At 35.9% G+C, this 13,472-nt stretch carries 10 protein-coding genes, 2 tRNA genes, 1 pseudogene and 1 riboswitch; of the genes and pseudogenes, 1 reads left to right on the forward strand and 12 read right to left on the reverse strand.

Annotated elements, in window-relative coordinates:
• Nucleotides 1–89: 89 nt before the first annotated feature.
• The 4 genes and pseudogenes from ACP7BT_RS10360 to ACP7BT_RS10375 form a co-directional block, all read right to left on the reverse strand.
• Nucleotides 90–1,494 (reverse strand): annotated as a pseudogene (locus ACP7BT_RS10360) (DHA2 family efflux MFS transporter permease subunit).
• A 453-nt stretch (nucleotides 1,495–1,947) separates the two neighbouring features.
• Entirely contained in the window at nucleotides 1,948–2,406 is a 459-nt protein-coding gene (locus ACP7BT_RS10365) for a MarR family winged helix-turn-helix transcriptional regulator (RefSeq protein ID WP_041080273.1), read from the reverse strand.
• Between the two features lie 194 nt (nucleotides 2,407–2,600).
• Nucleotides 2,601–2,673 (reverse strand) — tRNA-Asp (locus ACP7BT_RS10370).
• Nucleotides 2,674–2,679: 6 nt separating this feature from the next.
• Nucleotides 2,680–2,754 (reverse strand) — tRNA-Glu (locus ACP7BT_RS10375).
• Between the two features lie 285 nt (nucleotides 2,755–3,039).
• Here ACP7BT_RS10375 and ACP7BT_RS10380 point away from each other — a divergent pair.
• Nucleotides 3,040–4,251 carry a macrolide family glycosyltransferase gene (locus ACP7BT_RS10380; RefSeq protein WP_041080274.1) on the forward strand — a complete coding sequence of 404 codons (1,212 nt, stop codon included), beginning with the start codon at nucleotides 3,040–3,042 and terminating at the stop codon, nucleotides 4,249–4,251.
• 88 nt (nucleotides 4,252–4,339) lie between these two features.
• Here ACP7BT_RS10380 and ACP7BT_RS10385 read toward each other — a convergent pair whose 3' ends face one another.
• The 8 genes from ACP7BT_RS10385 to ACP7BT_RS10420 form a co-directional block, all read right to left on the reverse strand.
• Nucleotides 4,340–5,623: an adenylosuccinate synthase gene (locus ACP7BT_RS10385; protein ID WP_041080275.1), complete on the reverse strand. Its 1,284-nt coding sequence runs from the start codon at nucleotides 5,621–5,623 to the stop codon at nucleotides 4,340–4,342.
• A gap of 295 nt (nucleotides 5,624–5,918) precedes the next feature.
• Entirely contained in the window at nucleotides 5,919–7,319 is a 1,401-nt protein-coding gene (dnaB, locus tag ACP7BT_RS10390) for a replicative DNA helicase (RefSeq protein WP_037537355.1), read from the reverse strand.
• A gap of 39 nt (nucleotides 7,320–7,358) precedes the next feature.
• Nucleotides 7,359–7,805 (reverse strand): 50S ribosomal protein L9, encoded by a 447-nt coding sequence (gene rplI, locus ACP7BT_RS10395; RefSeq protein ID WP_002481977.1) that lies wholly within the window; start codon nucleotides 7,803–7,805, stop codon nucleotides 7,359–7,361.
• Nucleotides 7,802–9,769 carry a DHH family phosphoesterase gene (locus ACP7BT_RS10400; protein ID WP_041080276.1) on the reverse strand — a complete coding sequence of 656 codons (1,968 nt, stop codon included), beginning with the start codon at nucleotides 9,767–9,769 and terminating at the stop codon, nucleotides 7,802–7,804. The genes rplI and ACP7BT_RS10400 overlap by 4 nt, the downstream gene beginning before the upstream one ends.
• A gap of 14 nt (nucleotides 9,770–9,783) precedes the next feature.
• Nucleotides 9,784–10,710, reverse strand: coding sequence for a DUF2232 domain-containing protein (locus ACP7BT_RS10405; protein WP_200885953.1), 927 nt, complete (start codon nucleotides 10,708–10,710; stop codon nucleotides 9,784–9,786).
• Between the two features lie 265 nt (nucleotides 10,711–10,975).
• Nucleotides 10,976–11,944 (reverse strand): homoserine O-acetyltransferase MetX, encoded by a 969-nt coding sequence (metX, locus tag ACP7BT_RS10410; RefSeq protein ID WP_041080278.1) that lies wholly within the window; start codon nucleotides 11,942–11,944, stop codon nucleotides 10,976–10,978.
• Between the two features lie 61 nt (nucleotides 11,945–12,005).
• Nucleotides 12,006–12,104: riboswitch (SAM riboswitch) on the reverse strand.
• A gap of 111 nt (nucleotides 12,105–12,215) precedes the next feature.
• Nucleotides 12,216–12,545, reverse strand: coding sequence for an AzlD domain-containing protein (locus ACP7BT_RS10415; RefSeq protein ID WP_037537336.1), 330 nt, complete (start codon nucleotides 12,543–12,545; stop codon nucleotides 12,216–12,218).
• A complete protein-coding gene (locus tag ACP7BT_RS10420) occupies nucleotides 12,542–13,243 on the reverse strand; it encodes an AzlC family ABC transporter permease (protein ID WP_041080280.1) in 702 nt (233 codons plus the stop codon). Before ACP7BT_RS10420 ends, ACP7BT_RS10415 begins: the two co-directional genes overlap by 4 nt.
• Nucleotides 13,244–13,472: the final 229 nt, after the last annotated feature.

The following is a 13,472-nucleotide window of genomic DNA, read 5'->3' on the forward strand; positions in this document are numbered from 1 at the left end:
CGTTATTTATCACGTGCGTGTCGACGCAACGCTTGTTTCAATGTTGAAAAGCCTCATTGTCATAGCTTACTAATCACTGTAACGGATGCTTAGACACTTTTCTGTTTCTTAACGAATAATGAAAGTATAAAACCAATCACTGTTAATGCAGTGATAAAGAAAAAGGTAAACTGTACGCCATGAGAAAGTATGATTTCTTGGCTTACATTCGGATTAGCAGCGCCAAATGATTTCATTGCTGTTGTATAAAGCGTAATGGCGATAGCTGTACCTGCTGAACCACCGACTTGTATTAATGTCGTAATGGTCGCTGAGCCATCTGCGTATAAATCGTGTGGTAGTTGATTTAAAGCGTTCGTTTGTGCTGGCATCATTACCATTGTGATACCAAAGAAAAGTACCATAAACGTAAGAATAATGGCCCAAACTGGTGTGGATGCAGAAATAATAAGTGCAAACGTCATTGCAGCGATAAACATTAATAAATACCCGATAATGCCGAAGTATCTCGCACCAAAGCGGTCAAACAATGAACCGACGACCGGAGACAATACTAAATTGACTGCGTTACCAGGTAATAGCGTTAAACCAGCAATCACTGAACTAAATAGTAAGGCGCCTTTTAAATATAAGGGTAATAAGATGCCTGTTGATAAAATACATAATATCGTAATAAATACCATAGCTGCCCCAAGGACGAACATAGGATATTTAAAGACATTTAAGTTAAGCATTGGTGAGTCAATTTTAAATTGACGTACAACAAAGATGATTAAGGCTAGGATACCGATGACTAATGGTAGCCAAATGATAACATTTGTGAAGGCCACTTCTGCCATGGAACTTAATGCGAAGATTAATCCAGCAAATCCAATCGTTGATAAACAAATGGATAGGATATCGTTTTAGGCTTCGAAATCTCTCCTACATTCTCAGTATTTGTAAAAGCTAAACCTAAGACGACTAAATATAACACTGCACTGATCCAGAAGATGTAGTGCCAACTAGATGCGGAAATAATGACACCTGAAAGTGTGGGGCTGAGTGCTGGTCCTGCTGTAATAACGAGTCCCATGATGCCCATAACCGCACCACGTTTTTCAATTGGGAAGATAAGCATCAAAACCGTAACCATAATAGGTAATAAAATACCTGTTCCTAACGCTTGAATCAAGCGTCCCAATAATAGTAAACCGAAGTTAGGTGCAAGCGCGCCAATAACTACGCCTAATAATGATAATAAAATACCTGAAACAATTAGTGTTTTCGTGCTAAACCATTTAATAAGGTACGATGACGCTGGTACTAAACAAGCCATGACGAGTAAGTACCCTGTGTTAACCATTGCACCGTTGCCGCTGATACTTTAAAGTCAGCCATAATATCGGTTAATGCCATATTGAGTGCTGTTTCACTGAACAGTCCCATAAATCCATCAATCATTAAGACCAGTGCAAACATTTTCGGGCTTTTTACGTTTACTTGTGTTGCCATTTGATATACTCCTTTTTGATGGTAAATGAAGTATAAGTATAAATGAGAGTGTTAAGTATGGATGAGACAAATCAACTACTGTTTCCATAATCATCGATTGCTTTCTTCTACTTAATTCATCTACATAAGTTATGACTTATTCCTATATTTCCATTGAATTTTTATTATGCTAAGAATGATGCATGCTATATAGAAGATGTTTGATGTTACTCAAGATCCCTTTGTAAAGAAACTTTATGCCACATACTCCTGAATTCAAGCCATCTTTAAGCAACATTGTTTCATCATTATGCGACAATCTTCTATATAAATGCTCTAGCTATTTATGTAGTCGAAAAGACTGACCAACTTACTTTAACAAAATTTCGCCATTATTGTCAACCTAGTTGACAATAATGAATTACAAAAAAATTAGAGTATGTAACGTTGTGTTTATCGTTTTATATACTCTAATTATTCATCTGGCTTATCATTTTCTAATTGCCAGTCTGCTTGTAACAATTGCTCTAAATGTGCAACTTCTGACGCACCGATCACTTGACCAATATGTTCAATAATGTGTTGTTTGTTTTTAATATATTTCTCATAGCACATGATACCAAATTCCGTTAAGGTTACACGTTTTTCTTTCTTATTATTGGGCACACTTTCAATTTGAACAACTTGTTTCTGTTCTAATTGTTTCACTGCTTTATGGATTGCCTGACGCGTTAAATTGATCTTATGCGTGAGTTCTGCAAAAGTAGGCTGATCATATTTAATGATCATAATTAAATACCATTCAGCACTACCTAAATGAACCTGAGGTAATTGTTGTGCCGTCATATATTCTACTTTTTGTCTTAAGTCATGGTGTCGATCACTGATGAGGTTAATCAAATCTGTTTCTTCTATATGCTTATGATTTGTCATTTATTTACTCCTCATTTTAAATTTCACTTCATTGTACAAAAGCTTATTCATTCATTAAATAGATTCCGACCAAAACATACGATAAAGTATTGCTCATCCACCATATTACAATATGATATAAAAAATTATCTAGCAAAACTTATACATTTCTATATTTACGCATAAAAAAACCCATCCTATTGGATGGGTTTATACGGTCTCGACGGGAATCGAACCCGCGATCTCCTGCGTGACAGGCAGGCGTGTTAACCGCTACACTACGAGACCTAAAAATGGTGACTCCTACGGGACTCGAACCCGTGTTACCGCCGTGAAAGGGCGGTGTCTTAACCGCTTGACCAAGGAGCCTGTCTTAAGCACAAAATAAATTATATCAACTCTTATACCGGATGACAAGCTATTTTTTTAATTTTATTAGTATAATTTTCTATATTAATTGTATAAAGTTCAAATACGGTGCTAAAACGCTTAAAAAGTCTGTCATATTGGTATGGCAGCACATTCATTTTTATCATTTCAGTCACTAAAATATGAGAAATTGATAATTTTTTAAAAACTATTAAAATTTAAATCTTTTTTGTTTTCAATACTTTTTGATAAACTAGTTAAATAAAATATGAGGAGGGCTTATGATTGGCTAAGGTATTATTTATTAATTCAGGATCCATTGGACATCTTAATCCTACGATTGCCGTGTGTAAAGAACTTGTGGCGCGTGGTGAAGAGGTGGTTTACTACATTGGAGATCAATATCAAGATAAGCTAAAAGATACGGGTGTGGAAATACGTACACTACCAACAGATGAGATTATACAACGCTTTACAGCATACGGCTCTGGCAATTTATTCCACGTCGTCAACGGCTTATTGAATACTGCGGATGTAATACTTCCAAAGATTTTGGAAGATACGAAAAATGAACATTATGATTATTTAATTTCTGACTCCATGTTTAGTTTTGGTAACTTAATTGCGCAAAAATTACATATTCCTACCATTTCGTCGATTACGTCTTTTGCACATACTGCAGAAACGTTTGAAGCGGCACTCAACTATAATGCACAGGCGTTATCAGAAACAGAAATGAATGACGTAGAAGACACTTTTAATCATTTACAACAGCATATTCAAACAACCTATGGCGTCGAGGTTAACTCACGTTATGAAACAATGAATAATCCGGGCGATTTCAATATTGCTTATATCTTGGAAAAATTCCAAATAAATCCTGAATTATTTGATTCAGCACATTATCGTTTTGTTGGACCATCTGTGATGAAACCACAGTCAACGGATTTTATGAGTCAAGTTGATCAAAGCCGACCAATAGTTTACGTTTCCCTTGGCACGGTATTTAATCAAAATATTGGTTTCTTTAATCAATGTTTTGCCGCGTTAAAAGATCTTGATGTATCTGTCATCGTATCGATTGGTGAAGCAAATAACGCGGCTGACTTTGATACAGTCCCTGATAATGTATTATTGAAATCCTATGTACCTCAGACAGAACTATTACAGCATACAGCACTTTTCTTAACACATGCTGGAATGAATAGTACAAATGAAGCATTATTAATGGATGTGCCTTTATTGGCTTTTCCACAAAATGCGGACCAACCGCTCGTTGCGCAACAAATTGAAAATATCAACGTAGGTCAACAACTGAATTCTGAAACTGTCACAACCGAAGATTTGAAAGCAAAAGTTGTGGAAATGTTACAGAATCGCGCAACTTATCAAGCACAGATTAAAAAAATCAAGCAAACACAAGCCTTGAATCAACCTGGTTACGTAACGGCAGTTGATCAAATCCTCACTTTTCGCGATCATCACATAAATTATTAATATAGATAAACAAAAAACCTTGTAGAAGTACCATCCACTCATTGTGTGATGACATCTACAAGGTTTTTATAATATCTAATCTACAATCTTACCATAGTGATTTTAATAGGTTTGTTTGATTACGGTCTGGACCTACTGAGAAGATTGAAATCTTCACGTCACATAATTCAGAAATACGTTCTAAGTATCTACGCGCATTATTAGGTAATTCTTCTAATGAACGACAACCTGTCACATCTTCTGTCCAACCTGGTAATGTTTCAAAAATTGGCTTACAACGTTTTAAGTCTTTCAAGTTAGCTGGGTATTCCGTAATTTCTTTACCGTCTAACTCATAAGCAGTACAGATTTTAACTTCTTTAAGGCCTGTTAATACATCAATTGAGTTAATAGATAAATCTGTAATACCACTTGCACGACGAGAATGACGTAATACAACTGAGTCGAACCAACCTACACGACGTGGACGTCCTGTTGTTGTACCGTATTCACGACCTACTTCACGGATGTGGTGCCCATCTTCGTCAAATAGTTCTGTTGGGAATGGACCATCGCCGACACGTGATGTATAGGCTTTACACACACCGATAACTTTAGAGACGAATGTTGGACCTACACCGCCACCGACAGTCACATTACCTGCAACTGGGTTACTTGATGTAACGAATGGATATGTACCATGGTCGATATCTAACATCACACCTTGTGCGCCTTCGAATAATACTTTTTCGTCAGCTACAAAGGCATCATCTAAAACTTTTGCAGTATCTGTCACGAATGGTGCTAAACGTTGACCAGCTGCATAATATGTTTCAAAGATTTCTTCAAATGTTGGACATGCTTTGCCAAACATCCCTTCGAAGTATGCACCTTTGTATTCAATATTATCTTTTAATAATTTTTCAAATGTTTCTTTATCTAATAAATCTGCGACACGGATACCAATACGTTGTGCTTTATCTACATAAGCTGGACCGATACCTTTTTTCGTTGTACCGATTTTATTATCTCCGCGACGTTCTTCTTCATATTCATCTTGTTTAATATGATAAGGTAAAATAACTTGCGCACGGTTTGAAATGCGTAAATTATCCGTTGAAATACCTCTTTCGTTTAGCCCGTCTAATTCTTTTAATAGTGCTACTGGATCGACAACGACACCATTACCAATAACTGCTAATTTTTCTTTATAGAAAATACCAGATGGTACTAAGTGTAATTTATATGTTTCTCCACCAAATTTAATTGTGTGGCCTGCATTGTTACCGCCTGAAAAACGTGCAATAACATCTGCTTGTTCTGCTAAGAAATCTGTAATTTTACCTTTACCTTCGTCTCCCCATTGTGTCCCAACGACTACTATTGATGACATATGAGCACCTCCAAGTTTTCTCGATTAACCATTACGTATTTTACCAATACACCAACCATATTGCAAACCAAAAATCGAACATTAATTTATTTATATTTTGAAAATTTTGATGGTGTTCAAAGTGGAAAGAGATACAGTTTAAATCCAGTCACACCAATTATTAAGACCATTTTTTACATTTATAAGGACACATACTTACTGCGAATACACGGCAATAAACACAAACAAAAACCGTACAATGAAATACGTATTTGTATTATTGTACGGAAATTAACAAGAAAATTATTTTTTTACCTTATCCAAAATCAGCATGTGCATAATCTATATCTGTAAATTTATTATATTGTTTCATAAAGTGTAACTTAACGGTGCCTGTAGGGCCGTTACGTTGTTTCGCAATAATGATTTCAATTTCACCATTATCGTCATTCGTTTGTGGTTCGTAATTTGAATCATCATCGTCGTCTTCATCTTCGCCACGATTGTAATAATCATCACGATATAAGAAGGCTACGATATCGGCATCTTGCTCGATAGAACCCGACTCACGTATATCACTCATCATCGGACGTTTATCCTGACGTTGTTCTACACCACGAGATAACTGACTCAATGCAATCACAGGACATTCTAATTCTCTGGCAATCGCCTTTAAAGTACGTGATATTTCTGATACTTCTTGTTGTCGATTGTCAGAAAAACGAGAACCACTACCTGAAATTAACTGTAAGTAGTCAATAACAATCATGTCTAAGCCATGTTCTTGTTTCAAGCGACGACACTTTGAACGAATATCTGTGATACGAATCCCAGGTGTATCATCAATAAATATCTTTGTACGTGATAATTTACCTACAGCAATTGTGAAACGATTCCAGTCTTCCTCAGTCATCATACCTGTTCTTAAGCGGTTCGAATCCACATTGCCCGAGCTACAAATCATACGTGTTGCTAACTGATCTGCGCCCATCTCTAAAGAAAAGATCCCTACAGAAAAATGATCTTCATGTGTTGCCACTTTTTGTGCAATATTAAGTGCGAAGGCAGTCTTACCTACCGAAGGACGTGCTGCTAAGATAATTAAATCGTTACGGTTAAAACCCGCTGTCATTTGGTCTAAATCGCGATACCCTGTTGGAATACCTGGCGTTTGACCGCTGTTTTGATCTAATAGTTCTGCATTTTCATAAACATCACCTAAGACATCTCGAATGTCTTTAAATCCATCACTTTCACGTGTGGATGATAGTTCTAATATACGACGTTCAGCATCGTTAAGTATCGTATCTAGTTCCAGTTCATCATTATAGCCATCGTTCGCAATACTATCCGCAGTTTGAATTAATTTACGCTTCGTGGCGTGTTTAAACACAATTTCCGTATAATATTGAATATTACGTGTGGTCGGCACATTACTTGATAATTCTGCAAGATATTGAGGACCGCCCGCTTCATTCAATCGTCCTTCTTGGGATAACTGATCCATAATGGTAACGACATCGATATCTTTATTATCTTCATTGAGGTTCATCATTGCTCTGAAAATGTGCTGGTGTGCCCCTCTATAAAAGGACTCAGGAAGTAATACTTCCTGAGTAGTGTTGATTAATTCTGGATCTATGATAATGGCACCTAAGACAGACTGTTCAGCCTCATTACTGTGTGGCATTTGATTTTGTTCGTACATTCCATCCATTCCATCCATTGCGCTTACACCTCATATCTCAATCCGTTATTATTGTTCAACTGTGTGTACACGAATTGTACCTTCAACTTCTTTGTCTAATTTAACTGGTACGTTAGTGTAACCTAATGCATGGATACCATTTGGTAAGTCCATTTTACGTTTATCAATCTTAATGTCATGTTGTTGTTGTAATGCTTGTGTGATTTGTTTGGTACTTACTGAACCAAATAATTTACCGCCTTCACCTGTTTTAGCAGATACTTCGACTTCAATCTCACTTAATTGTTCTTTTAATTTTTTAGCATCTTCAATTTCTTGTTGACGTTCTGCTTCAGCAGCTTTATTTTTTTGTTCTAATTGTTTTAAGTTACCTGGCGTTGCTTCAACTGCCATGTTTTTCTTCAATAAGAAGTTATTTGCGTAACCAACTGGTACGTCTTTAACTTCGCCTTTTTTACCTTTACCTTTAACATCTTGTGTGAATATTACTTTCATGAATTTTCACTCCTACTCATTTGTTCTGTTATAGCTTGCTGTAATTTTTCAATTGCTTCATCAACAGTCACATCTTTTAATTGTGTGGCTGCATTCGTTAAATGACCTCCACCACCAAGTGCTTCCATTGTTAACTGAACATTCACTGCACCAAGTGAACGCGCAGACATACCTACGACATTGTCTTCTCTTCTTGCAACTACATAAGAAGCTTCTACACCATCTAAACTTAACAGTTCATCGGCAGCTTGTGCAACTGTAACAGGATGGTAGATTTTCTCATCTGAACCATGTGCAATGGCAACACCATTATCTTGTAGTTTCACTGTTTGGATCAATTCAGTACGATTAATATACGTATCAAGGTCATCTTTTAAGAAATGCTGCGTCAAGATTGTATCGGCACCATGTGCACGTAAATAACTTGCCGCATCAAATGTTCTAGAGCCAGTACGCAATGTGAAGTTACGTGTATCTACAATGATGCCGGCAAACATGACCGTTGATTCTAAACGTGTCAGACGTTGTTCTGTTGGTTGATACTCGAGTAATTCTGTAACGAGTTCTGCTGTTGAACTTGCATAAGGTTCCATATATACAAGTAATGGACTCGAAATGAAACTTTCACCACGTCTATGATGGTCAATGACTACTTTACGATTGGCTTTATTCAAAATATTTTCATCGATGACCATTTCTGGTTTGTGCGTATCTACAACGACAAGCGTTGTCTTGGAAGTCATAATGTCCCATGCTTCATCTGAAGTGATGAAACGATCTTTAAGTTCTGGTTTTTCATTTACCGCATCCATAACACGTCGTAACGTCGGATCGATATCAGATTCATTTAAAACAATATAGGCATCTAGATTATTCATCATCGCAAAACGAGATACACCGATTGCTGCACCAATTGCGTCTAAATCAGGACGCTTGTGCCCCATGATAATCACTTTGTCGCCTCCCATTAAGATATCTTTAAGTGCATGTGAGATAACACGCGCTCTTACACGTGTACGTTTTTCCATTGGGTCAGTCTTACCACCATAGAAACGTACATTACCGTTCATGTGTTTAATTGCAACTTGGTCGCCACCACGACCGAGTGCTAAATCTAGGCCAGATTGAGAAAGTTCTCCAAGATCAATTAGATTTTCAGAACCTTCACCCACACCAATACTTAATGTTAATTGCGCGCGATAACCTACGCTCTTTTCACGTAATTGACTTAAAATACTAAAGTTAGTTGCTTCAATTTCGTTTAAAATATTTTGGTTTAAATATGCCACGAATTGATCCGAACTATAGCGTTTAAAGTAAATATTATGTTCTGTTGCCCATCTACTGATGACGCGCGTAACCATTGAGTTGATTTCTGATTTTTGCGTATCATTCATATTTTGGGTAATTTCATCATAATTATCCAAGAATAATGTCGCTATAATTGGTTTAGATGATTCATATAATTCATTTGTATAGACTTCTTCTGTAATGTCGAAGAAATAAAGCACGTGTTCTTTTTCTGAATAACGCACACGATAGTGGTATTCATTTTCATTAATTTCTATTTCTTGTGTTTTTTCTAATTGTTTTAAGATATTAGGATATACTTCGTTGACTGGGTCGGAAATTACATTACGATTCAAACGTTCCGACATAAATCTATTCATCCACTCTATGTTTTCATTTTCATCTAAGATAATCATTCCGATAGGTAGATCTTTAATTGCGATATTACTACCTTCAGAGATATGACCACTTAAATTGTCCACATAGCTATCTAATTTTTGTAAAGCTTGTCTTACCATAAATGCTGTCCCTATAATAATAATCACTAATACAATCGTCGCTATACCTGCTACGAGTTGGTTAAAAACAAACCAAACTACAACCAGCGCAATTGCTGTGAGCGTCATAATTACAAATGGTAAAATCAACGCTTTTTTAGTGGATTGACGGTTCATTCTTCCACCTCAAATCATTTTTTAATGATACTTTTTAAGTTGAAACATAAATCGATTACACCCAGGAGACTTACAATATGTGTTAATGGCATTAAAATTGTCCCTATAACCATTAGTAAAATAGTAAGTACGAGTGGCATTGATTTTGCTTTGCCGAAAAAGTGAATAACACTTAACCCCTGAATATACATACATAATGATAACACAATTTCAAAGTTTAAAACGATACTTTGGAAAGTACCAGCTTGGCTTGCAAACATAACACAAATCAAGACAATAATATATATCCATAATAATGAACGGCTCATCTGCCAAGCATATAATGGTTTAAATATTGGTGTAGCGATTTTGAATTTACGTAAAATTGGAAAAGTAATAATTAAATTGATTAAAATAAGTAGAAAAACTGCAATGATTACCATACTTGGTAACTGAACTGCCAATTGACGGAATCCCTCTTCGAGCATTTGTTTATACTCGTTACCAACTGAAGCACCTGAAATAACCTGATGCATTTGATCTTTTATTGGGTTCATTAAAACTGTCGCGCTTGGTATCTTATCAAACGTTTGCAGTCCCATAAATGCAATTAATGAAATCATACTAATATATGTAGTCGTTATATATAGTATACGTTCTTTAGATGTTCTTTCTTTTAATAATTGGCCAACAACGAAACTCGTAATGAGCACGAGGACCATGATACTTAATACAAATATATTACCCAGTAAAGTTGTTAATACAACCGTTACGACAGCTGTTAATCCGAATGATTCAATTGATTTATGCCATAAGATAATGCCCGGAATTGTCGCAAACGCGCTCAATACAAGACCAAGCGGTGGTAATATATGCAAAGCCAAAGCGACTACGATTAGCGTTAGAATACTAAGCACAGTTGCTTTAGGATATATTTTAGAAAACAAATTCGCCACTCCCATACTATTTTTAACTATACCCTTTATTTTAACCTCTTTAAAACTTTTATACAATTATTGGCAACTCATTTTATATAGAAGTTCTATTCAGAAAATACACCTTCACTATAATCCTTAGAAATCATTGTTATATATCAATCGCTTCTTCACTAACAACAACTTATTCATATTTCACACAAAAATAGGATGTAACCAACTTGTTTCTCACCTCTATTTAGTAGTAAGAAGACAACCGGCACATCCCAAAAATTAAATCTATTTAGTTAGTTCATTTACGTTTGATTTTATAGACTTTTAAAAAGTGATATAGATTCGGCGCCCAATCATTGAAGTTAAGTAAAAATCCATCATGTCCTACATTGTCAGGAACGAAAAAATGTTTATGAAATTTAAAGCGCTCGCCGACTGCTCGAACAAGGTCATCAGGATAAAGTAAGTCATCGGTAAAGCCCATTGTCATAACCTTCGTATCTAAATTACGGAATACTTCATCCACATCATCACGTCCTCTATCGACATCATGACTATCCAAGACATCCAGCAGTGTTAAATAACATGCGTAATCAAAATGATTCATAAACTTATCACCTTGATGTTTTTGATAGGCGACAACTTGATCTGGTGAAAAGCGCTTATCGTAACTTTTAGATGATCGATAAGTTAAGAAACCCAATTGTCTAGCGATACTCATACCATTTTTAGGATCTAAATGAATGGCTTGCCTCGCTATCTCGTTAAACGCTCGACTGTAGGATGATGTTTTATCCGTTGCAGCAAGTATAACGGCTTTATCGACATTAAATTTGCGATTATATAATAATTCAATCGCTTGCATGCCTCCTAAAGAACCACCAATGAGAATATTAATGTGTTCAAATCCTAATGTTTCTATGCCTATTTCAATTGCACGTACAATGTCTCTTAACGTGAGCGTTTGAGGGAAATCAGCATCTGTTAATGCCGAACTTGAACCATACGGACTACCAATTACATTAAAAGTTAAAAACTGATAATCATTGATAGGCATATAGCCCCCATCAATGATACCTCTCCACCATCCTGGTTGATCATTTTTCCCATATGTTAAATGGTTACCTGTCAAAGCGTGACAGACAACAACTAAAGGTTGTCCTTTCAACCCCACATGTTCATAGCGTAGTTTCAAATTAGATATGAGTTCTCCAGATTCGGTTGTAAAAGGCCCTAATTCTAAAGTATCTACCGTATAATTCGTCATGATTTCCCTCCTACTTAATAAAAAACTTCTCACTCATATAAAATAAGTAAGAAGTTATGATTACTTATCATTCGAGTGTATCGTTGGTTTTAGCACCGTACTACACAGCCGGTTGCTGAAGCATCACTGGGCCAAGTCCCTCAGCTTCTCGAAATAAGATTTGATTTTAATTGTATAAAACGAAAGTATGACAGACTAAAAATCGGAAATATCATAATTTTCTAATTATTCTAATTCTAACGGATATCCTGTGTTTCATCAATGATATTCTTTAAAAAACCCATCTCAACAATGCCATAATAATAATCCCACTTAGAATCGTTATCGTTAAACTCCTTGAAACGATGGCAATTACAATCGTAGGTATCATCGTTATCAAAAATGCCATATTGATTGTGTATCCCATTACACCATCTTGTTGGACCAAGACACCATCAATAATCAACGCTGTAAACAATGTAATTGGGATAAAGGAGAGCCATTTGACTACACGTTCAGATAAATGAACTTTAGAAATCATCACAAACGGTATAATTCGAGTCAACCACGTCACAATTCCGCATAAAATAATAATCGTTAACATATGTATCGTTGTCGTCATCGTTCCATCACCACCCCAAGTGCTGCCGTTATTGTAGAAGCTAAAATAATTGCTAAGTATGATGGCATAAATAAACTTAATCCCAACATCATCACAATGACACAAATAATCAGAACTAAGTAAATCTTAACTTTTGAGCGCCTGATTGATTCAAATTGGGAGACGGCAAGAAAAATAAACATAGCCGTTATTGCAAAGTCTAAGCCTAATGCGTCTGGGTCATGGATGTACTTACCAAATAAAGCACCAATAATACATGCAATCGTCCAAAAAACATAAGCTGTTATATTCAAACCGTGTAGCCATCGATCATTAATTTTTTCGCCTTTTAGATGTGGTGTCACTGCAACCCCAAATGTTTCATCTGTTACCAGTGTTGCCAACCCAATTCTATTGAGTAAACTATAATCCTTATAGCTTGGCGCGAGTGTCATACTTAATAAGAACATCCTAGAATTGACGATGAACGCAGTTAATACAATTGCGGATATAGGTGTACCTGCAATAACAAGCGCGCAAATTATAAATTGTGCTGCGCCTGCGTATACAAGCAAACACAGTAAAATAATTTCCAACAAGCTAAATCCTGAAGCAACTGCAACAATTCCAAAAGATAAACCCACGCCTGCGTATCCTAACAAGGTAGGAATACACGCTTTGACACCTTGTTTAAATGTTACATGCGCTTCATTTTCCATACACACCCACCCTCTCATGGCACTTCAAAAATAATATATCAATTCTAATACAACTCATTCTAAATGCGCAATATCTTTAGACATCCGTTTGTGTGAGGTTAGACTAACGATTGTCTTAAAAAGCTTAAACACCCGTTGTTTATATTTCTCTGAATTTTTAGAAATAATTAAGACATACCTCTAAAATATAGCTGAATTCCGCCTAATCATATTTGCTATTTTATACTTT

The sequence above is a fragment of the Staphylococcus sp. Y174-1 genome, assembly GCF_049897865.1.
In the GTDB taxonomy this organism is placed as follows: Bacteria; Bacillota; Bacilli; order Staphylococcales; family Staphylococcaceae; genus Staphylococcus; species Staphylococcus saprophyticus.

Excerpts from the sequence above, each read along its gene's own strand:
- ACP7BT_RS10365 (WP_041080273.1), bottom strand. The coding sequence starts at position 2,406 with ATGACAAATCATAAGCATATAGAAGAAACAGATTTGATTAACCTCATC.
- ACP7BT_RS10415 (WP_037537336.1), bottom strand. The coding sequence starts at position 12,545 with ATGACGACAACGATACATATGTTAACGATTATTATTTTATGCGGAATT.
- ACP7BT_RS10405 (WP_200885953.1), bottom strand. The coding sequence starts at position 10,710 with ATGGGAGTGGCGAATTTGTTTTCTAAAATATATCCTAAAGCAACTGTG.
- rplI (WP_002481977.1), bottom strand. The coding sequence starts at position 7,805 with ATGAAAGTAATATTCACACAAGATGTTAAAGGTAAAGGTAAAAAAGGC.
- dnaB (WP_037537355.1), bottom strand. The coding sequence starts at position 7,319 with ATGGATGGAATGTACGAACAAAATCAAATGCCACACAGTAATGAGGCT.
- ACP7BT_RS10420 (WP_041080280.1), bottom strand. The coding sequence starts at position 13,243 with ATGGAAAATGAAGCGCATGTAACATTTAAACAAGGTGTCAAAGCGTGT.
- ACP7BT_RS10385 (WP_041080275.1), bottom strand. The coding sequence starts at position 5,623 with ATGTCATCAATAGTAGTCGTTGGGACACAATGGGGAGACGAAGGTAAA.
- metX (WP_041080278.1), bottom strand. The coding sequence starts at position 11,944 with ATGACGAATTATACGGTAGATACTTTAGAATTAGGGCCTTTTACAACC.
- ACP7BT_RS10400 (WP_041080276.1), bottom strand. The coding sequence starts at position 9,769 with ATGAACCGTCAATCCACTAAAAAAGCGTTGATTTTACCATTTGTAATT.